Genomic DNA, 20244 nt, shown 5'->3' on the forward strand with positions numbered 1-20244 from the left:
CACGCCGGTCACCCGGCCCAGGGCCTCGCCGACGTTCTTGTCGGGGAACTGGCTGATGTCTTCGGCGACGATCGAGTCCGAGATCGTGCCCGCCCGCTTCTTGCGGCCCATGGCCGACTGCAGGCTGGCGCGGGTGCCGACGACGACGATTTCCGCGACCTTGTTCTCGACCGTGGCTTCGGGCGCGGCCTTGGCCGTATCGGTGGGCTGGGCGGCTTGGGCCAGGGCGATCGACGAGCTCGAGCCCAGGATGGCCGCGGCCAGGCCCGTGGTCATCAGCAATTGGGTTTCGAAGCGTGATCTGCGGACGTTCTTCATGAGTTCCCTCCGAGAGTGCAGGCGGTGACCGCCCTTGTTCAGCGCGGCGCCCCCTCCGGTCGCCGCGGTGTGTGTTGGCCGAAATCGAGACGCGCCAGGTCGAGCCGCCGAACGCCGCTGTGGTCGCGGGCGTGGCGGTTGGATCGAAGCTGGCGTGTGGAAACACCGGGGCCTTGGCGATCGGTCGCCGACGCTTCGTTGCGTCGGGAGCAGCGCTCGCTGGCAGAACACGAGCGCCGAAGTTTCGACGTCATGCCTCGATGTGTTGACGATCGTACGCGGGGGTTATCGCGGCGTCGCCTATGTGAGCGGTCTTCACGTTCGCTGCGGATCTTTGCGATCTCTGCAACGATTTTGGCAATCTTGTCGAAGTCGATGGTTTGTCAATTCGGAAGCGTGCGCTTCATGACTATATAACGGCGAATTTCGGCCAATCTGCATTCAGCGAAAACGAATGGAAATCTATTGGAAATCTATGTTTCAAGATTGAATTGAAATCTCAGCCTTCGAGGCGTTGTTTCCCAATTTGTGAAACGTTCGGCAGGCTTGTGGGAATCAAGATCGCCGCGTCCGAAGCCTGCTCTCGCCGCCAGCGGTTCGGCGAGCTGCCGACGATGGCGCGGAAGGTGCGGGACATGTGCGCCTGGTCGCTGAAGCCGCAATCCATTGCGATCTGACACAGTGGCAAGCGGGTATGCAGCATCAGGCTCTTGGCGCGCTCCAGGCGTCTGCGGATCACATATCCGCGCGGGGCGACGCCGAAGCTGCTCTTGAAGCAGCGCGAGAAGTGGCTGGGGCTGAAGCCGACGCCTTCGGCCAGTTCGGCGACGCCGATCGGTTGACCGAGGCGCTCGTCGATATGGCGCACGACCCTGCGCTCCTGCCATGGCGCGAGCGTCAGGTCCGAACGCCGCCTCGGCGTGAGGCGGGCATCGCGGGCCGGCGCCAGAAGGCGCGACACCTGGCCGATGAGGATCCGGGCCTGACGGGGATCGACCTCCACCGCCCGGTCGGCGCGATCCAGCATGTCCAGCACGGTCAGCGCCATCGGATCGATCGGCGAGGCGAGCGCCGAGGCGAGGTCCGTCTTGTCCATCGAGGGATCGCACATCGTCATCTCCGTCGGCGACCGTCGCTTGTGTCCGCCCGGGGAGGCATTACGCACGGGCGACGAAAACCCTCATTCGCCACCGGTGCGAGCCGGGCGACCCCGCCGGTCGATCCAGGAAATATTTTTGATGAGGACTTTCGCCGGCGCTGCGTTCTGCCCTTTCGAAAGCCCGCGCCACATGCCGTTGGACAGGGATCGGAGTCTCTGATGGGAATGGCGCGAGGGGAGCCCATGTCCGACGCCTCCGAGGCCGCTGCGCGCGCGGACGTCTTCGCCCGCCAGGCGTCGGCGATGCGCGGACCGCTGGCCGCCTATTTCCGACGCCGGGTGCGCAACCCCGTCGAGATCGAGGATCTGGTCCAGGAGGTGTTCCTGCGCCTGACCGTGCGCGGCACGCCCTCGAACACCGATCACGCCAGCGCCTACATCTTCCAGATCGCCGCCAGCGTCCTGGCCGACCGCTATCGGCGTCGGGCGGTTCGGCACGCCGACGGGCACGTGGTGCTGGACCCTAGCCTTCGCGACGAACACGACTTCGACCCCGATCGCATCTACGCCGGCAAGCAGGCGCTGAACGCCGCCGCGGCCGCCCTGATGACCATGCCGGAGCGAACGCGGACGATCTTCCTGCTGCGCCGGATCGACGGCCTGCGCCACCAGGCCATCGCCACGCGCCTTGGCCTTTCGATCAGCACGGTGGAAAAGCACATGGTCCGCGCCATCGAGCACCTGATGGCCCACGCGGGAGACGCCCGATGACCCGCGACGTCATGACCCCCGCCCAGGCCGCGGCGCGCTGGCTGGCCCGCGACGACCTCGATCAGTCGCCCCAGCGCGAGCAGTTCGCGGCCTGGCTGGAGGAAAGCCAGGACAACCGCGACGCCTGGATCCAGGCCCATCGGCTCTGGGACGTCTTCGAGGACGCCGAGGACAGCGACCTGATCGCCGCCATGGCGCGGGCGGCGCGGCGGGCCAGGCCCGAGCCGGCCGCCAAGCCGTTCTGGCCTCGGGCGATTGCGGCGTCGATCGCGGCTCTGGCGGTGTCGGCGACGCTGCTCACGGGCGTTCACCAAGGCTGGTTCGGCGGTTCAGGCGCGCCGGCCAAGGTGGCGGTCGAGGCGGGGCCTTCGCTCACCGCCGTCGGCCGGGCCGACTACGTCACCGGCAAGGGCCAGAAATCCATCGTCGATCTGCCGGACGGCACCCGGGTGACGCTGGACGTCGACAGCGGGATCGACGTGGCCTTTTCCGGCGGTCGGCGCGAGGTGCGCCTGCTGAGCGGCCGGGCGTTCTTCGACGTCGCCCATGACCGGGCCCATCCCTTCGCGGTTCGCGCCGGCGGGCGCGTGGTCACCGCGCTGGGCACCCAATTCGATGTACGCCTGGCGCCGGGCGCCTTGCGGGTCGTGCTGGCCGAAGGCGCCGTGTCGGTAGCCCCGGTCCAGGTGCGGGCGAGCGAGCCGCCGGTCCGGCTCGCGCCCGGCCAGGCCTTCACCGCCAGGGACGGCGCGCAGGGCAGGGTGGCGCCGGTCGATCTCGACGAGGCCCTCGGCTGGAAGCAGGGCGTCCTGGAGTTTCACGACCAGCCGCTGTCCGAAGCCGTCGGCCTGCTGAACCGCTACACGCGAGCCAGGATCGTCATCCGCGACCCGAAGGTCGCGGCGCTGCGCATCACCGGCGTCTTCAGGACGGGCGACGCCAGGCGGTTCGGACGTTCGGTGTCGCAGGTGCTGCCGGTCCGGATGGTCGCCCGCGACGCCGACACCTACGAACTCGTCTCCACGCGGCGCTGAACCGCGGCTTCCTGGTCCGATCGGACGAAGGGGGCAAGGCGTCTGCCTTGCCCCCCAAGGTCGATGTTGTCAGGGCTTGGGCGCGTCGGCCGCCTCGACATAGTCGGTGCTGGTCGGGCCGAAGCCGGAGATATAGACGCTGGCGCCTTCCGGTCCGGTCATGGCGAAATGCTCCACCCCGGCCGGCTCGCTGTAGAAGCTGCCCGGCGGCAGGATCTTGACCAGGGCCTCTTCGGCCTTGCGCCCGTAGCCGAAGCGCCAGACGCCGGCGACGACCACGGCGGTGCGGTCGTCGCGGTGCCCGTGGGCGGCGATGCGGGTGTTGGGCGGGACTTGCAGCGCGATCGTGTAGGGACCGGCCTTGATCGGGTCGCCGTACAGGACCGTCGTGCGGATGCCCGATACGCCCGAGGTGCCGGCCGTGGCGCCGCCCTTGGCCAGGCCGTCGATCTCTGACGGCGTCAGGCGAGCCAGGGGCTCGGCGGCCCAGGCGCCGCCCGCGAGGGCGAAGGTCGCCAGCAGGGTCGCGGCGCCGGCCGATATGGCAACGAGGCGGCTCACGGCTTGGCGTCCAGGAAGTCGCGCACCATCGCCACGGTGGCCTTGGGGTTCTCCTCCATGATCCAGTGGCCGGAATCGGGGACGACGCCTTGGGTCACGTTGCTGGCCGCGAACCGCATCACCGTCGCCATCATCGGTCCGAACGACTTCTCGCCGCCCAGCGCGAGCACCGGCACGGTCAGCTTGCCCTCGGCGACGAAGGCCTTGTTGTCGATGGCGTCCTGGTCGAAGGCGGCGAACTGCGAGAAGCCGCCGTGCATGGCGCCGGGCTGGGCGTAGAGCTTGGCGTAGTGCTGGCGCGAGGCCTCGGTGAACCGGGCGGGATTGGCCGAGAACTCGTTCCAGAAACGGTCGAGATAGATGCGCTCGCGGCCGGCGACCAGGCGCTCCATGTCGGGACCGCCGAACCGGAAGTGCCACAGCAGCGGGTTCTTCAGGATCTCGTCCCACGGCCCGACGCCGGGCAGCGGCGCGTCGATCAGCACGAACCGGCCCACCCGATCGCGATGCTCGGCGGCGAAGGCGTAGCCGACCATGTTGCCGATGTCGTGGGTGACCAGGTCGGCCTTGTTGATCTTCAGCGCGTCGAGCACGCCAGCCACGTCCTGGCCCTGGTTCTTCTTGTCGTAGCCGCCGGAAGCGGGCTTGGACGACAGGCCAAGACCGCGCAGGTCGGGCACGACGACGGTGTGATCCTTGGCCAGTTCGACGGCCAGCGGCTCCCACATGTCGCCGGTCTCGCCATAGCCATGCAGCAGCACGACGGCCGGTCCCGAACCGCCGACGCGGACGTGGATCGTCGCGCCGTTGGTGGCGATCTCCTGGGTCTTGAAGCTGGCCGGGAAAGGCTTGACCTGCGCCATGGCGGGGGTCGCGAGAAGTAGGGTCGCCAAGGCGATTGGCGCGAGCTTGAACACTTGCTGTCCTCCAGGGATGAGCGCGGCGCGAGGCCGCGTCCGGACGTCCGGGCGGACGCCTTCAGCGGGGGGAACGCAGGTTTTCCAGGAACCCTCATCCGGGCTCGCCAGGCCCTAGAAATGACCGACCAGGCCGAACTCGAAACGCCGCCCGCGCGGGTCGCCATAGGCGCTGTAGGGCAGGGAGCGGTCTGACGGGCTCGACTGCGCGATCAGGGGCGGATCGTGATCGAGGACGTTCTGCACGCCGAAGCGCAGCTGGACTTCCCGCAGCCCGCCGGCCGTGGTTTCGAGCGCCACGCGACGGGTCGCGTAGAGATCGACATAGGCCTGTGGCGGAACCCGGCTCGCGCCCTGTTGCAACACCTTCCTGGCCGCGGTGTCAGCGCTGTCGGTGCTGTCGAACACGCGATAGCCGTCATAGAAGGCCACGGTCACGCCCAGGGTCGTGGCCCCCTTCGCCCAGTCCAGGCCGCCGTTCGCGCGCCAGATCAGGGGACCGTCGGCGTAGCCCGCCGCTTCGACCGCCTCGCTCTGCGGATCGGCCTGCCGTCTCAGATGCGGCTGCCAGGTGGCCGCCGCGCGCAGCTTGAAGTCTCCCAGGCGCGCGGTCGGGATCAGGTAGTCGCCCTGCAGGTCGATCGCCTCGACCAGCGTCCTGCCGATGTTCAGGGCCGTGGTGTCCACGGCGGTGACGACGCCGGCGGTGAAGCCCCTGGCGCGATCGGCGTCGCTGAGCGGCGCGCGCGTCACGCGTCCGGGAAACAGCGCCTCGTTGTCGAGGAAGTAGTCCACGTCATGGGCGCTGGCGCTGACGATCTCCCGCCGCTTGTCGATCCGGGTGTAGTCGATGGAGACCCGCAGCCGCTCCAGCCAGGTCGGCGTCAGCACGACGCCAGCGGACAGGCTGCGCGCGCGCTCCGGCAGCAGGTTCGTCGATCCGCCCTCGACGATGTCATAGCCGCCCGCGAGGCCCAGCGCCTCGCCGCCGCGCCTGGGGTCCTTCGGAGCGAACGCGGCCGGCAGGTAGAGATAGCGCGACGAGGTCGCGAACGTGTCGGGGTCAGAGGTGTAGGCGCCGGTCGTCGACCATAGCTGGTCGGTCCGAGGCGGCAGGAAGCCCGACGCCGCGCTGGCCCGGACCATCAGGCCGGTGACGGGAAAGACCTTGAAGCCCGCAGTGTAGACCGTCGTGGTCTGGGCGGCCTCTTTCGTGGTCTCGTAGCGTGGATCCTCGGAGGCGAGGTTGGCGGGCAGGCGTTCCCGGTTGCGTTCGCGGCTGACGGCTAGCTGGAACTCCAGGCCCTTCAATCCGGTCGGGCCGTCGCGGCGGTCCGTCAGCGGCGCGCGGAGTTCGGCGTCGTAGTGGCGGGCCGACTGGGTCAGGCTCGTCATCGGCGCCTCGGTGGCGAGGCCGGTAAGCGGGGCCCATCGACGATAGACGGCGCTCGGGACATGGTCGCGCCGGTCCCCCGCCGTCAGGGACAGGGTCAAAGGACCGCCGCCGAGGTCGAGGATCGGTCCCGCCAGCCGGATCGACCGGTCCTGGAAGCGGTCGACCTGCGAAAACGCATAGCCGGCGTCGACGGTATGGCTGGCCAGCGCGCCGAGAAACGCCTCCAGCCCGCCCAGGGGGCTGAGCGGCGCGCTGCCATCGAGGCCTCGGCCCTGCATGACCGCGGTGGAGACGATCGGACCCGGCGGTCTGGCGGTCAGGGCGACGTCGATCCGCGCGCTGCCGGCGCTGTAGTCGGCGCTGAGCTTCCAGCCGCGCGACAGCTCCGCGATCACCCCGACCGATCCCCGCGTCGTCCGGCTGCGGTTGCGGACGACCGGGTCGAAGCCAGGCGCCGGAAAGGTGACGTAGATGTCCTGCTGGAACGGATTGGTCGGCGCGCCCGCGACGATGCGGACGGCTTGTGACGTGTTCCACGGGATCACCGCCTCGCCGTCGTTCTGCAGGACCAGCAGGTCGGCATAGGCCTCGACCGCCTCGCCGAACCGGCGGCGGACGCTGCCGATCAGGGACGAGGTCTCGTGCTTGCTCAGGAGCGTCTGGCGCTCGCCGCTGACGTCGGGCGACAGGCCGAGGTCCAATCGTCCGGCGTTGGCCAGCAGCAGGGCGGCGCCGTCGGTCGTCGCGCCGCCGTAGGACGCTGGCGCGAAGGTCGTCGCCGCGCCCAGGCTGGCGCCGCCATAGGCGGGATCGAGCACCAGGGCGGCGCCAGAGGCGCTGAAGATGTTGATCGACCGGCTGACCGGGTAGTCGGCGAGGGCGGAGGCCGGATCGTTCGCCAGGCGTCTCGCGCGGGCCCTGGCGCTGTAGTCGCGTGCTCCGGCGCTCAGGGCGTCGGCGCGCAGCAGGCCGAACGTGACCATCACTTCCGTGCGGCCGTCGTCAGGGGAAAAGCCGACCCGTCCGTCGAGCCGGCGGGTCGCGGCGTCGCCGCCGTCGGTGATCCCGTAGTCGCCGGAGAGATCGGCGCCCTGATAATCGCGCTTGAGCACGATGTTGATCGCGCCGGCGGTCGCTCCCGACCCGTAGACGCCGCCGGCCGTGGAATTCAGGACTTCGATCCGCTCGATCGCGGCGAGCGGCAGGCCGTTGAGGTCCGATTGCAGGATGGAGGCGGATGCGCCCGAGGGCAGGGCGGGCATTCGCCTGCCGTCCACCAGGACGAGCGTCTGGTTGGAGCCTAGGCCCCGCAGGTCGACTTCGGAGCGGTTGCTGGCGTTGTTGCCGGCCGGGGTCTGCAGCGCCGACGCGATCTGGGCGTTGGCGGTCGTCGTCACGCGCAGGAAGTCGTTGATGTCGGTCGAGCCGGTCTGCTCTATGCCGCGACTGGTCCAGACCTTGTAGGGCTGGATGTCGTTCTCTGTGCGCTGGATGTCGCTGTTCTGGCTGCGGGCGGTCACGAGCAGTTCGGGCAAGGCGACCGGGACATCCGGCTGCGGTGGCGGAAGCCTCGGCGCGACCTCGATGATGTAGATGCCGTCGGCCGTGCGACGGTGGCCAAGGCCCGATCCGGCCAGCAGCAGCGGCAGGGCCTGGTCGAGCGTGTAGCGGCCCTTGAGGCGGGGCGCGCTCCGTCCGCCGATCGTCGGCGCGGCCAGCAGCAATTCGCGGCCCGATCGCCGGGCGATGTCGGTCAGGGCCGTGGCCAGCGACTGGCCCGTCGTGTCGATTTGCAGAGCGCGGGCGCTTTGCGCCTGCGCCGGCGACGCCGAGATAGCCGCCGCGGCGATGCCCCAGGCCAACAGCGCTGCGTACGCACCGTTCCTGCGCATTCGGGATCCCCTCACGCGCCGCCACTAGCAGGTCGAGTAACGACGATCAATCAACCGCGCCGCAAGAAGGAGCGATTGCCGGATCCGGCGTCGTGGGTGCAGCGCCCTCGGTCAGCCCATCCAGCGGCTGACCGGCACGGCGGCTTCCTCCAGCGGCTGTGAGATCACGTCGATCAGGGTGGGGCCTTCGTGGGCCAGGGCGGCGCGGACCACGCCGTCCAGCGCCGCTGGATCGCTCACCGACCAGGCTTTCAGCCCGAACGCTTCGGCGATACGGGCATGGTCGGAGCGGCCGAAATCGACCGAGAAGTAGCGCTCGCCATAGCCGCTCTTCTGGCTGGCCTTGATCCAGCCGTAGGAGGAATTGGAGAACACGATCAGGGTGATCGGCAGGCGCTTGCGGACGATGGTCTCCAGTTCGCCGACCGCGAAGCCGAAGCTGCCGTCGCCCATCACCGCCACCACCTTGGAATTGGGCGCGCCATAGGCCGCGCCGATCGAGGCGGGCAGGGAGAAGCCCAGCGCTCCGTGCGCCCGGTTGGTGATGAACCGCCGGCCCGTGAAGTTGAAGTCGAAATAGCCCGAGAAGTAGGGGCAGGGCGTGCCGGGGTCGGCGACGATGATCCCGTCGCGGGGCAGGGCGGCTTGCAGCGCCGCCAGCACGCGCTCGGGGCGGATCGGGCGATCCGTGGACTGGGCCAGGTCTTCGAAGCGGGCGCGCTTGGCCAGGCGCATGGCCTTCAGGCGTTCGGCCGCGCCCGTGTCGCGCGCCTCGCCGTCCAGCCGGCGGGCGATCGCCGAGCCCAGGGCGGCCAGGCACAGCCGGGCGTCGCCGACCAGGCCGGCCTCGACGCGATAGTTGGCCCCGACCACCATCGGATCGACGTCGATATGGACGATCGGCACGTCGCGGCCGGGAACCTCGCCATGTTCGGTGGTGGTCGAGCCGGCGCGGCAGCCGACGAAGATCACCGTGTCGGCGCCGGCCACGATCTCGCGCGTCTGGTCCACCCCGCCATTGGCCCCGACCACGCCGACGGCCAGCGGATGGTCGTCGGCGATCGCGCCATGGCCGCTGACGGTCGAGGCGACCGGCGCGTCGAGCAAGGCCGCCAGGGCGGCCAGTTCGGCGCTGGCGCCGGAGATGATCACGCCGCCGCCGACCACGAACACCGGCCGCTTCGCCGCCAGGATCACGTCCGTGGCCGCCGCTACGAGGTCGGGCGAAGGCCCGGTCCGGAAAGCGGGAAAGGACCCGTGCTCGGCCTGGGCCCAGAGGTCGAAGTCCGCCGTCTGCTTCTGCAGGTCGTAGGGCAGGCCGATATGGGTCGCGCCGGGGCGGCCGGTGGTCGCGGCGCGGAAGGCGGTGCGGAAGACGTGCGGGATCTGGCCGACGTGATCGACCACGGTGTTCCACTTGGTCAGCGGCCGGAAGAGGGCCTTCTGGTCCAGCTCGGTCAGGGGATAGCGGCCGCGCGCGGTCACCGGCACGTCGGAAGTGATCGACAGCAGGGCGATCGACGACTCGTTGGCCTCGACCACCCCGGGCAGGATGTAGGTCGCCCCGCCGCCGCTGGGGCCTTCGCAGACCCCGACCTTGCCGGTCACCCGGGCATAGGCGTCGGCCATGTAGGCGGCGCTGCGCTCGTCGCGGGTCAGCACGTGCTCCATGCCGTGGTCGAGGCGGGCGAGCGCGTCGTAGAACGGCAGGCTGGTGTCGCCGCACAGGCCGAAGATGTGCTTGACGCCGTGATGCTGCAGCATCCGGACGGCGGCTTCCGCGCCCGTGGTCATGGTCCTGGCTCCTCCCGTAGCCGTCCTTGGTACGAGCGCCTGCGAGGAGCTGGCCATTCAAGACGGGCCGGCGGCTATCGGTTCTGTGCGAAAGAACGCGCCTCAAGGACGCGCCTGGCGTGACTGTCCCGTCCGGGCGGCGCTAAAGGTGCGCACCGCCGCCGTCCGATCGCGGCCAGGAGTATCCGATGGCCCAGCCGCGCCACCCCTTCGCGTTCGCCAGTTTTCGCTATTTCTGGACGGCGCGGATGTGTTCGGTGCTGGCCCAGAACATCCTGGTCATCGTCGTCGGCTGGCAGGTCTACGACCTGGCGCGCGCGACCATGGACACCAAGGACGCCGCGCTTCAGCTCGGCTTCGTGGGCCTGGCCCAGTTCGCGCCGCTGTTCGCCCTGACCCTGGTGACCGGCTGGGCGGCCGACCGCTACGATCGCCGGCTGATCGTCTGCCTCACCACCTCGCTGCAACTGCTGTGCGCCGTCGCCCTGGGCTGGCTGACCTGGTCGGGCGGGGCGACCATTCCGGCCCTGCTGGGCGTGGCGGTGTTTCTCGGCGTGGCGCGGGCCTTCTCGATGCCGGCCCTGAACGCCCTGGGACCCAACATCGTACCGCCCGAGGTGCTGCCCCTGGCCATCGCCACCAACGCCATCGCCGGCCGTGTCGGCTCGATCCTCGGCCCGGCCGCCGGCGGTTATCTCTACGCCTGGTCGCCGCCGGTTCCCTACGTCGTCAGCGCCTTGCTGTTCGCCCTGTCGCTGCTGTGCATGCTGCTGGTGCGTCCGGCCGCCCGTACGATCGGCCCGCCGCGCAAGCCCTGGAAGCTGATGATCGAGGGGCTCGTTTACGTCCGCGCCAACAGGCTGGTGCTGGGCGCGATCTCGCTCGACCTCTTCGCCGTGCTGCTGGGGGGCGCCACGGCCATGCTGCCGATCTTCGCGCGCGACATCCTGCATGTCGGGCCGGAGGGACTGGGACACCTGCGCGCCGCCCCCGCGGTCGGGGCCATGGTCACCGCGCTGCTGTTCTCCTGGCGACCGCTGAAGCACGATGTCGGCGTGAAGATGCTGGTCTCGGTCGCTGTCTTCGGCGTCGCCACCGTGGTCTTCGGCCTGTCGCGCTGGTTGCCGCTGTCCCTGGTCTGCCTGGCCGTGCTGGGCGCAGCCGACATGCTGTCGGTCTATGTCCGCCAGTCGCTGATCCAGCTGTCGACGCCCGACGCGATGCGGGGACGGGTGGCGGCGGTCTCGTCGCTGTTCATCTCGGCCTCAAACGAACTGGGCGAGGCGGAGTCCGGCTTCCTCGCCGCCGCTATCGGACCGGTGCCGGCGGTGGTGTTCGGCGGCGTGGGCGCCATCATCGTCACCGGCCTCTGGGCCTGGTGGTTCCCAGCCCTGCGCCGGGCGCGGACCTTCGAATCCGCCCAGGTCGAGGAGGCGCCGCGCCGAAATGGATAGGACCGGACGCAATTCTGATCGACACGCCGGGCCTTCCTCCGGCTTAGCCTAGAAGAACAAGAAGACGGAGCCGACGCCGTCCGACGAACACCAAGCCGCCGCGTGACAGGCGGCGCGTACCAGGAGGAATACATGGACCGCCGACACTTCCTCGCCGCTGTCCCGGCCGCGTTGATGGCGGGCAAGGCGATGGCCGCGGCGCCCGCGTCGTCTCCGGCGGGGGGCAAAGGCGTGATGCTGATGAACCGCATCGGCCCTTCGTCGTCCGAACTTTACATCGCCAATGCCGACGGCTCGAACGAGCGCAAGCTGCTCCAGGCCTCGGTGTTCGACTATCACGCCAGCTTCAGCGCCGACGGCAAGTCGGTGGTCTTCACCTCCGAGCGCAACGGCGACGGCCAGTCCGACCTGTTCCGCGCCAATCTCGACGGCTCAAGCATCCAGCCCCTGGTGGTCGGCTCGGCGGTCGACGACTCCGGCGAGCTGTCGCCGGACGGCTCGCGCCTGGCCTTCGTCTCGACCCGCCAGGGTTACGTCGCCAATGTCTGGATCCTGGACCTGAAGGCCAAGCGCCTGACCAACCTGACCGGCGCGCCCGAGGTGCAGGGCGATCCCAGCCTGCCCAACGGCTTCTTTCGCCCGTCCTGGTCGCCTGACGGCAAATGGATCGCCTTCTCGTCCGATCGCAACACCGACTGGCGCGGCCACCACGAGGGCAAGGGCTGGGAGCACACCCAGGAGCTGTCGATCTACGTCATCGGCGCCGACGGCAAGGGCTTCCGCCGCATCGCCTCCAAGCCGGGCTACTGCCTGGGCTCGCCCAAGTGGTCGCCGGATGGCAAGCGCGTAGCCTTCTATGAACTGACCACGGAAGACACCTGGTTCACCCGCCGGCCCGACACCGTCGGCGGCGTCACCTCGCAGATCGTCTCGGTCGACGTGGCCACCGGCGCGCGCGCCGAGCTGACCTCGGGCCCGGGCTTCAAGCTCTTCCCGCAGTTTATCGGCAACGACGTCGTCGCCTACCAGCGCAAGGGCGGGCCGGAAGAGGGGCTCTACACCACCGACGGCAAGGCCCCGGTGAAGCGCGTGGTGCGCTCGCCCGTCTGGTCGCCGGACGGCAAGAGCGTCATCTACGAGAAGGTCGGCTTCAAGGCCCGCGGCCAGTTCAAGCCGCTCTACAGCTGGGACCCGAAGTTCGACTACCTGCACACCGACGTCTTCCCGGTCGTCTCCAAGGACGGCGTCCTGGCGATCACCGAGAAGCAGCAGGGCAACTCCTCGCTGGTGACCATGAACCGCGACGGTTCGAACCGCCGCGTGGTGTTCGACGTCGAGGGCAAGGGGCTGGACCCGGTGCTGCTCAAGAAGGGCCTGGCCGGCGCCTTCATGCCGGGCTGGTCGCCCGACGGCCAGTGGCTGACCTTCGGCATGGGCGTCTGGTTCCAGGAACGCGCCAAGGGCAAGGCCACGCTGATGCGGGTGCGCGCCGACGGGACCGACTATGAGCCCCTGACCGACGGCACGATCCATTCGGGCTTCCCCAGCTATTCGGCTGACGGCAAGGAGATCGTCTTCCGCGTCTGGGGCGAGAGTGAGAAGGGCCTGCGGGTCATCAATCTCGACACCCGCCAGATCCGGGTGCTGACCACCGGCTACGACAACCTTCCGTTCTGGTCGCCGGACGGCAAGCGCATCGTCTTCACGCGAAAGGTGGACGCGGTGAACTTCGACGTCTTCACGATCCGGCCGGACGGCTCGGATTTGCAGCGCCTGACCACCAACCGCGGCAACGACGGCCACGCCGTCTGGAGCGCCGACGGCCGCATCCTGTTCAGCACCGGCATGTACGGCTTCCGCGAGGAGGCCGCGCTCTACGACAACACCTTCCAGCCCTACGGCCAGATCATGGTCATGAACGCCGACGGCACGGGCAAGCGCCTGCTGACCGACAGCCTGTGGGAAGACTCCATGCCCATGTACCTGCCGGCCGGATAAGGGAAACGGCGTTCGGTAAAGCTATCGGGCGCTGCGGGTTTTCGATCCCTCTCTTCCGCCTTCCGCCTGATCTACTTCAACTCGGAGATCAGCGGGGGCGGGAGAGACCTCAGGGGATCGTCAGCAGACATCGAGAGCGCGTCTCGGCGCAGGGCTCCGCATGCGACATCGCGGCGGGCGCGCGAGGCTTCGCGTCTTGATCTCTGGCGATCCTCCGAGGACTCGACCCCGCGAAATTCAGGTCGGCGACCGGTCGTGTGCGGGGCCGTCGATCCAAGAACCAATCAACGACCCCAGTCCAAAGAGGCGGGGCGATGACATATGAGGGAGGTTACGAATGAGGGGTCAAACCATGCCCGGACGTCGCCCGCTGAAGGCCGCGCTGCTCGCCGGCGCCGGCATCGCGATCGGCTGGAGCGCCGTCGCCAACGCCCAGGCCGCCGGCCAGGCGCCGGTCGAGCCCGCCGCGCTGGAAGAGGTGGTCGTCACCGCCCAGAAGCGCAGCGAAAACGTCCAGAACATTCCGGTGGCCGTCACGGCCATCAGCGCCGACAGCCTGGAGAAGCAGGCCGCGCCGAACCTGCAGGCGCTGCAAGGCTCGGCTCCGAACGTCGAGATCAACTCCAGCAACGCCGCCACCGGCGTCGCCATTCGCGGCATCTTCAGCACCAATGACGGCCCGCAGGGCGACCCGGCCGTCGCCTATCACATCGACGGCGTCTATCTGGGCCGGCCGCAGTCGACCGGCGGCTTGATCTACGACATCCAGCAGGTGGAAGTGCTGCGCGGCCCGCAGGGCACGCTCTACGGCCGCAACGCCACCGCCGGCGCCATCAACGTCATTTCGGCCCGCCCGCGCTTCGACTTCGAAGCCGCCCTGGGCGCCGAGTACGGCTCCTACAACCAGGTCGGCGTCAGCGGCATGGCCAACCTGCCGTTCAGCGACAAGGTCGCCGCCCGGGTCGCCATGCGCACCCTGAAGCGCGACGGCTACGCCGCCGACGGCAAGAGCGAGGACCAGGATTCCCGGGCCTTCCGCGGCCAGCTGCTGGTCAAGCCGACCGAGGACCTGTCGATCCTGCTGGGCGCCGACTACGACCTGCGCAAGGGCGTCGGTCCGGCGGCCTACAAGCTGAACGTGGCCGGCGTGGATCCGCGCTCGACCAACACCACCAACCCCGGCGCCCCCATCGACAACCGCAACTGGGGCGTCCACAGCGAGATCACCTGGGACTTCGGCCCGGCGACGCTCACCGTGCTTCCGGCCTATCACGAGATGAAGCTGGACAACCTCTACGCCAGCGACCGCCGCATCCAGCTGAACCAGGAAGCCAAGCAGCAGTCGGTGGAAGTGCGCCTGGCCTCGCCCGGCGACCAGACCGTGTCGTGGATCCTCGGCGCCTACTACTGGGGCGAGGCCCAGAGTTCCTACCAGGTGCTGCTGGCGCCGCCGACCCAGGTCACCTTCGGCTATCCGGACATCGACGCCTTCTCGCGCGCCCTGTTCGGCCAGGCCACCTGGCACGTCACCGACAAGCTGCGCCTGACCGGCGGCCTGCGCTACACCAACGACCAGAAGAAGCAGACCGGCAGCACCCAGGTGCGCAACGCCGCGGGCGTGCTGCTGTCCAACATCACCAATACCGCCAACGCCGAGTGGAAGGCGACCAACTGGAAGGCCTCGGCCGAGTACCAGCTGGCCGAGCGCTCGTTGATCTATTTCACCGCCGCGACCGGCTACAAGGCCGGCGGCAACTACGACGGCCTGCCGCCCAATTCGTATGAGCCCGAGAAGGTGCTGTCGTTCGAGGCGGGGTCGAAGAACCGTCTGTTCAGCAACGCGCTGCAGCTGAACCTCACGGCCTTCCACTACGGCTACAAGAACTACCAGGCCAGCCAGCTGGGCTGCCTGAACCTGCCGTCCAACCTGGCGGCCTGCACCGCCTCGGGCCGGATCACCTACAACGCCGACAAGGCGACGGTGTACGGCCTGGAGCTGGAATCGCAGTGGGCCATCAGCTCCGCCGACCGCCTCGGCGTGGTCGCGGCCCTGACCCATTCGGAGTTCAACGACTTCGTTCTGCCGGTCACGCCCTATTCGTCGGGCGGCGACTTCTCGGGCAACCCGCTGCCCAAGTCGCCGAAGTCGACGGTGACGGTGGACTACTCGCACCGCTTCGACCTGCCCAACGGCGGCAGCCTGACGGCGGCGGCCCGGGCCCGGTTCGTCAGCAAGCAGTACCTGCTGTTCGACATCCGCAGCCCGATCATCCGCCAGGACGCCTACACGACGGGCGACCTGAACCTGAGCTACGACTCGCCGGAAGGCGTGTGGTCGGTCACGGCCTACGCCAACAACATCACCGACGAACTGGTGAAGTCCTACGCCTTCGCCACCTCGACGGCCGGCGTCTACTACGGCTCCTACCTGCCGCCCCGCACCTACGGTCTGCGGGTGGGCGCGAAGTTCTAGTGCAAGGCCTGGCTGGAGGCGCCTGGGCGCTTCCGGCCGCTTTTTGCGGGAATGCAGAAAGGGCGAAGCCGGCAAGGCTTCGCCCTTTTTCTTTACCCTCCAGCCGCCTCCCTCGCCCTTGTGGCGAGGGCCCATGCCGGCGTCCGCTCAGACCCGAGCAAGTTTTCTACTGTCTGAGCGGCTGAACGATGGGTCCTGGGCGCAAGGCCCAGGAAGGCGGTCTGGAGGGACGTTAGGGGGCGTCCCGAACGTCCTAAGCCACCACCTCGTCCGGCAGCAGCTCGGTGTCGATCTGCGCCTGGGCCTCGGCCGGATAGCGCGGGCCGCGTACGGCGTCTCCCTCGAAGAGGGCGTCCACGCGGGCAAGCACATCTGCCGAAAGCTCCACCCCAGCCGCGCCAAGGTTCTCCTCCAGGTGCGCCAGGCTCGTGGTCCCGGGGATCGGCACGACGTGCTCGCCGCGCGCCAGGGTCCAGGCCAGCGACAGCTGGGCCGGCGTCAGGCCGAGTTCGCCGGCGAGGGCGTCGAAGGCTCTCACGGCGATCAGGTTATGGGCCAGATTCGGCTCGACGAAGCGCGGCATCCAGGCGCGGATGTCGCCCTTGGCGTAGGCCGCGCTGGTCACGCCGCCGGCCAGCAGGCCCCGCGCCACCGGCGAGAAGGCCACGAAGCCGACGCCCAGGCGCCGGCAGGCCTCCAGCACCGCCATCTCGGGATTGCGCACCATCGGCGAATATTCGCTCTGCATGGCGGCGACCGGATGGACGGCGTGGGCCCGCTCCAGCGTGGCGGCCGACATCTCCGACAGGCCGATCGCCCGGATCTTGCCGGCCTCGACCGCGCGCGACAGGGCGCCGACCGAGTCTTCGACCGGCACGTTCCGATCCAGGCGGTGCAGGTAGAAGAGGTCGATATGATCCACGCCCAGCCGCTGCAGCGAGCGGTCCAGGCTGGCGGTGATCGCCTCGGGCGAGCCGTCGAGCACGCGCCTGGCGCCGTCCATGTCGAGCACGCACTTGCTAGCCAGGATGTATTCCTCCCGGCGATGAGCGACCGCGCGGCCGACCAGCTTCTCATTGTTGCCGCCGCCATAGAGGGCGGCGGTGTCCAGCAGGGTGACGCCCAGGTCCAGCGCCCGGTTCAGCAGCCGCTCGCCGTCCTCGCTCGGCGGCGGCGCGCCGTAGGCGTGGCTGAGGTTCATGCAGCCAAGGCCGATCGGGGCGACCTCGAACGGGCCGATCTTGCGGGTAGGGGAAGCTTTCACAGGATATCCGTCGATGGGCGCGACCTAGCGGGCGGCCAGGAACGCGAGGCTGGTGGGCTTGCCGACCGCCAGGGACTGGTCGGTCGGGGCGAGGCGGCCGGTTGCCGGATCCCGCGCCAGGACGGTCACGGTATTCGAGCCTTGGTTGGCCGCCAACAGCCAACGGCCGGTCTGGTCGATTCCAAAGCTCCATGGCGTCTGGCCGCCCGAGGCGATGCGCTGGATCTCGGTCAGGGCGCCGGTGCGCGGATCGACGGCGAAGGCGACGATGACGTTCTCCACCCGCACCGAGGCGTAGACGAACCGGCCGTCGCGGCTGATCGCGATCTCGGCGCCGCTGGCCTTCGGCGTCTCGGAAAGCGGCGGCGTCGCATGCGCCAGGGTCAGCCGTCCCTGACGGGCGTCCCAGGCGTAGGCGCGAAGTTGCGGGACCAACTCGCTGATCAGGAAGACGAAACGGCCGCCTGGATGGAAGGCCAGGTGACGCGGTCCCGAGCCCGGCGGCAGGGCGAGGCTGTCGGTCGTCGCCGGTCCCAGCCGTCGCGCGCGGCGATCATAGGGATAGACGAACACCCGGTCGGCGCCGAGATCGGCGACCAGCGCGAAGCGGCCGGAAGGATCGATGACCGAGCCGTGTGCGTGCGGCCCCTTCTGGCGCGGCGAGGGACCTGAGCCCTGGTCGGCCTGCACCGAGGCCGGCGCCTCCAGCCCGCCATCGGCGCGGACGGGCAGGGCGGCGACATGGCCCGAGGCGTAGTTGGCGACCAGCAGCCCCTTGGCCGCCGCATCGAGCGTCAGATGGGTCGGCCCGCCGCCACCCGAGTCCACTGCCGAGATCGGGTTCAGTCGGCCCGTGGCAGGATCGGCGCGCAGGGCGTGGACCTTGCCCTGCACCTGGCCGTCGGCGGCGCCGGTCTCGCTGACGGCGTAGAGCACCGGGCGAGACGGATGGGCCAGCATCCAGGTCGGGCGGGCGATCTCGGCGACGACGCCGAGCGGGGTCAGCTTGCCGGTGCGGGAGTCTAGCCTGGCCGCGACGATCCCCTGGCCGCCTTCCGTGGCCTGGGTTCCGATATAGACCAGTTGCTCGCCCTTCGGCGCGGCCTGGGCGGTTCCGGCCGCCAGCAGCGCCAGGGCGCCGGCGCCGAGCGTGCGGCGGGTGAGGGCGGGGTCAGTCATCGGGCCTTTTCCTTCAGCACGCCGTCGAACAGCGGGACCAGCGTGGCCCAATGGTGCTCTGCCTCGGCGGAATCGTGCACCGGCATGTCGCTGGGCACCCAGCCGTGCTTGGCCGGATAGGTCTCGACCCGATGATCGACGCCAGCCTCGGTCAGGGCCGCTTCCAGTCGGGCCTTCTGGGCGTCGTCGAAATTGGCGTCCTCGATCGCGCCGGCCACATAGACGCGGGCCTTGATCTTCGGGGCCAGCAGGTGCGGGCTGGACGGCGTGTCGTTGGCCAGGCCGCCGCCGTGATAGGAGGCGACCACGGCGATGCTGTCGGGATAGGTCCCGGCCGCGATCAAGGCGAGCCGTCCGCCCATGCAGTAGCCGACCACGCCGATCGGGCCATCGGCCACCTGGGGCGCGTCGCGCAGAAAGGTCAGGAAGGCGGCGGTGTCGGCCATCACCCGGGCCGGGGTGGCCGGGGCCATCAACGTCTCGCGATGGGCCTCGCGCAGCTTGGGATCGGTGAAGACGATCTTCGGGTCGACGGGCCCGTAGGGGCCCGAGCGATAGAACAGATCGGGCAGCAGGACGGCGTAGCCGTTGCTGGCCAGCCGCTCGGCGATCTCGTGCACCGCCGGCCGGATGCCGGGGCCGTCCATGTAGAGGATCACGCCCGGCCAGGGGCCTTGGCCCTGCGGCGTCTTCAACCAGGCGGGGCAGGGGCCGTCGGCGGCCGCGATTTCCAGGGTCTTCATGCAGGGACTCGAAACAGCCGGATGGGGCGGCAGATGATAGCCGCCGCCCCATCCGTCGGCGCCAGATTCGGCGCGCCAGGCGATCGAAACGCCGTCAGCCGGCGTGCCGCACCAGGGTCGGGGTCGTGGTGTCGGCGGTGTGGCGGCGCAGCAGGTCGATGAACTCCTGGTGCAGGGCCGTCGGCAGCCAGCCGGCCCGCATGGTCACCCCGATGGCCGGCGCCGGTCCGGCGGGGCCGAAGGGCAGGGCGGTCAGGTCGTTCTCGTGCATCACCTCGTACGAGGTCATCAGGGCCAGGCGTTCGCTGCGCAGCAGCAGGTGGCGGACGATCGGCAGGGCGCTGGTGGCGATCGAGGTCTTGGGCCCCGGGCCGCCCTCGAACATCCGCTCGAAACAGGCCCGGCGGCTGGAGCCCGGCGTGCCGACCACCCAGTCGTACTGCAGCAGGTCCTCGAGCCTGATCTCGCCCTGCCGCGCCAGCTTGTGGCCGCGGCGGGCGACGACGGTGTAGGGCGTGCGCGCCAGGGCCTCGTTGACCAGGTCGTCGGCCGTGGTCTCCTGCACCAGGCCGATGACGAAATCGACCTCGCCGTCGCGCAGACGCTTCAGCATCTCCGAGGCGCTTTCGTTGACGATCTTGACGTCGACCTTGGGGTTGGCCTGGACAAAGGCGTCGAGCACCGAGGCCAGCAGCATGCTGCCGCCGAACGGCATGGCCCCGATGGCGATCTGGCTGGCGACGCTGCCGCGCGCGGCCTCGATCTCCTGGATGCCCCACTCGATCTCCTGGGTGGCCAGCTTGATGCGGCGGCCGAACTCGACCCCGGCCGGCGTCACCATCACCCCGGCGGCGGTGCGGTAGTAGATCGACTTCTTGAGGTTGCCCTCCAGGTCGCGCGCCGCCCGTTGCAGCGAGGCCTGGGACAGCTCCAGCGACTGCGCCGCCTGGGCGAACGAGCCGCTCTCGACGATGGCGATCAGGCTGCGGGCCTGGGAGCGGGAGATGCGCTTGGCGATCACCGGCGCGGTGTCTTCCGGCACGCCCAGGATCGTCAGCGCCTGCTCGAACTGCTCGAACAGGCGGGTGGTGCGGCGGTGGAAGATTTCGCCCAGCTCGTTGAGGTAGCTGCCGCTGGCGCGGCGCTCCAGCAGGACGGCGCCGATCTGCTGCTCCAGCTTGGCCAGGGCCTGGGTCACGGCGGGCTGGGAGAGATTGCACTCTTCCGACGCCCTGCGGACGCTGCAAAGCCGCCCGACGCTTTCGAACAGCTTCAGCTGGCGAAAGCTCAGCGACGCGGCCCTGTGTTCAGGATCCATGTCGATCATTTTTCTTCCTCCGATCGCCAACGG

14 protein-coding genes and 1 pseudogene are annotated in these 20244 nt (G+C 69.5%); 5 read left to right on the forward strand and 10 right to left on the reverse strand.

Annotation, left to right across the window (positions count from 1 at the left end; all coding sequences use genetic code 11):
• Window positions 1-318: pseudogene (locus DMC18_RS09885) on the reverse strand (hypothetical protein); the annotation flags it as partial.
• Window positions 319-817: 499 nt separating this feature from the next.
• A complete protein-coding gene (locus tag DMC18_RS09890) occupies window positions 818-1414 on the reverse strand; it encodes an AraC family transcriptional regulator (protein WP_158285891.1) in 597 nt (198 codons plus the stop codon).
• Window positions 1415-1660: 246 nt separating this feature from the next.
• Here DMC18_RS09890 and DMC18_RS25975 point away from each other — a divergent pair, with 246 nt between their 5' ends.
• Both DMC18_RS25975 and DMC18_RS09900 read left to right on the forward strand, forming a co-directional pair.
• Window positions 1661-2188: an RNA polymerase sigma factor gene (locus DMC18_RS25975; protein ID WP_158285892.1), complete on the forward strand. Its 528-nt coding sequence runs from the start codon at window positions 1661-1663 to the stop codon at window positions 2186-2188.
• Window positions 2185-3222 (forward strand): FecR family protein, encoded by a 1038-nt coding sequence (locus tag DMC18_RS09900; RefSeq protein WP_110118517.1) that lies wholly within the window; start codon window positions 2185-2187, stop codon window positions 3220-3222. Before DMC18_RS25975 ends, DMC18_RS09900 begins: the two co-directional genes overlap by 4 nt.
• A gap of 69 nt (window positions 3223-3291) precedes the next feature.
• Here the strand turns inward: DMC18_RS09900 and DMC18_RS09905 are convergent, their stop codons facing one another.
• From DMC18_RS09905 to DMC18_RS09920, 4 genes are all read right to left on the reverse strand, one after another.
• Complete coding sequence (locus DMC18_RS09905) at window positions 3292-3783, reverse strand: cupin domain-containing protein (RefSeq protein ID WP_110118516.1); 492 nt, start codon at window positions 3781-3783, stop codon at window positions 3292-3294.
• Window positions 3780-4646: an alpha/beta fold hydrolase gene (locus DMC18_RS09910; protein ID WP_110118515.1), complete on the reverse strand. Its 867-nt coding sequence runs from the start codon at window positions 4644-4646 to the stop codon at window positions 3780-3782. Before DMC18_RS09910 ends, DMC18_RS09905 begins: the two co-directional genes overlap by 4 nt.
• 168 nt (window positions 4647-4814) lie before the next feature.
• Window positions 4815-7988, reverse strand: a complete 3174-nt coding sequence (locus tag DMC18_RS09915) for a TonB-dependent receptor (RefSeq protein ID WP_110118514.1) — start codon at window positions 7986-7988, stop codon at window positions 4815-4817.
• Between the two features lie 111 nt (window positions 7989-8099).
• The gene (locus DMC18_RS09920; protein ID WP_110132906.1) at window positions 8100-9782 is read right to left on the reverse strand and encodes a thiamine pyrophosphate-binding protein; all 1683 of its coding nucleotides are present in this window, start codon (window positions 9780-9782) and stop codon (window positions 8100-8102) included.
• Window positions 9783-9970: 188 nt separating this feature from the next.
• Between DMC18_RS09920 and DMC18_RS09925 the strand changes: the two genes are divergently transcribed.
• The 3 genes from DMC18_RS09925 (at window position 9971) to DMC18_RS09935 (ending at window position 15707) form a co-directional block, all read left to right on the forward strand.
• The gene (locus DMC18_RS09925) at window positions 9971-11236 is read left to right on the forward strand and encodes an MFS transporter (RefSeq protein ID WP_110118520.1); all 1266 of its coding nucleotides are present in this window, start codon (window positions 9971-9973) and stop codon (window positions 11234-11236) included.
• 132 nt (window positions 11237-11368) lie between these two features.
• Entirely contained in the window at window positions 11369-13234 is a 1866-nt protein-coding gene (locus tag DMC18_RS09930) for a PD40 domain-containing protein (protein ID WP_110118521.1), read from the forward strand.
• A gap of 352 nt (window positions 13235-13586) precedes the next feature.
• Window positions 13587-15707, forward strand: coding sequence for a TonB-dependent receptor (locus DMC18_RS09935; RefSeq protein WP_110132907.1), 2121 nt, complete (start codon window positions 13587-13589; stop codon window positions 15705-15707).
• Between the two features lie 253 nt (window positions 15708-15960).
• Here the strand turns inward: DMC18_RS09935 and DMC18_RS09940 are convergent, their stop codons facing one another.
• The 4 genes from DMC18_RS09940 to DMC18_RS09955 form a co-directional block, all read right to left on the reverse strand.
• A complete protein-coding gene (locus DMC18_RS09940; protein WP_110132908.1) occupies window positions 15961-16971 on the reverse strand; it encodes an aldo/keto reductase in 1011 nt (336 codons plus the stop codon).
• A gap of 24 nt (window positions 16972-16995) precedes the next feature.
• Entirely contained in the window at window positions 16996-18150 is a 1155-nt protein-coding gene (locus tag DMC18_RS09945) for a lactonase family protein (protein WP_110118524.1), read from the reverse strand.
• Complete coding sequence (locus DMC18_RS09950; RefSeq protein WP_110118525.1) at window positions 18147-18893, reverse strand: dienelactone hydrolase family protein; 747 nt, start codon at window positions 18891-18893, stop codon at window positions 18147-18149. The genes DMC18_RS09945 and DMC18_RS09950 overlap by 4 nt, the downstream gene beginning before the upstream one ends.
• Before the next feature lie 94 nt (window positions 18894-18987).
• A complete protein-coding gene (locus DMC18_RS09955; protein ID WP_110118526.1) occupies window positions 18988-20220 on the reverse strand; it encodes a LysR substrate-binding domain-containing protein in 1233 nt (410 codons plus the stop codon).
• Window positions 20221-20244 lie beyond the last annotated feature (24 nt).

It is taken from the genome of Caulobacter sp. D5 (assembly GCF_003185805.1).
Classification (GTDB): domain Bacteria; phylum Pseudomonadota; class Alphaproteobacteria; order Caulobacterales; family Caulobacteraceae; genus Caulobacter.

Coding starts and splice junctions, on each gene's coding strand:
- DMC18_RS09890 (WP_158285891.1), bottom strand. CDS start 1,414: ATGGACAAGACGGACCTCGCCTCGGCGCTCGCCTCGCCGATCGATCCG.
- DMC18_RS25975 (WP_158285892.1), top strand. CDS start 1,661: ATGTCCGACGCCTCCGAGGCCGCTGCGCGCGCGGACGTCTTCGCCCGC.
- DMC18_RS09900 (WP_110118517.1), top strand. CDS start 2,185: ATGACCCGCGACGTCATGACCCCCGCCCAGGCCGCGGCGCGCTGGCTG.
- DMC18_RS09910 (WP_110118515.1), bottom strand. CDS start 4,646: ATGGCGCAGGTCAAGCCTTTCCCGGCCAGCTTCAAGACCCAGGAGATC.
- DMC18_RS09915 (WP_110118514.1), bottom strand. CDS start 7,988: ATGCGCAGGAACGGTGCGTACGCAGCGCTGTTGGCCTGGGGCATCGCC.
- DMC18_RS09920 (WP_110132906.1), bottom strand. CDS start 9,782: ATGACCACGGGCGCGGAAGCCGCCGTCCGGATGCTGCAGCATCACGGC.
- DMC18_RS09925 (WP_110118520.1), top strand. CDS start 9,971: ATGGCCCAGCCGCGCCACCCCTTCGCGTTCGCCAGTTTTCGCTATTTC.
- DMC18_RS09930 (WP_110118521.1), top strand. CDS start 11,369: ATGGACCGCCGACACTTCCTCGCCGCTGTCCCGGCCGCGTTGATGGCG.
- DMC18_RS09935 (WP_110132907.1), top strand. CDS start 13,587: ATGCCCGGACGTCGCCCGCTGAAGGCCGCGCTGCTCGCCGGCGCCGGC.
- DMC18_RS09945 (WP_110118524.1), bottom strand. CDS start 18,150: ATGACTGACCCCGCCCTCACCCGCCGCACGCTCGGCGCCGGCGCCCTG.
- DMC18_RS09950 (WP_110118525.1), bottom strand. CDS start 18,893: ATGAAGACCCTGGAAATCGCGGCCGCCGACGGCCCCTGCCCCGCCTGG.
- DMC18_RS09955 (WP_110118526.1), bottom strand. CDS start 20,220: ATGATCGACATGGATCCTGAACACAGGGCCGCGTCGCTGAGCTTTCGC.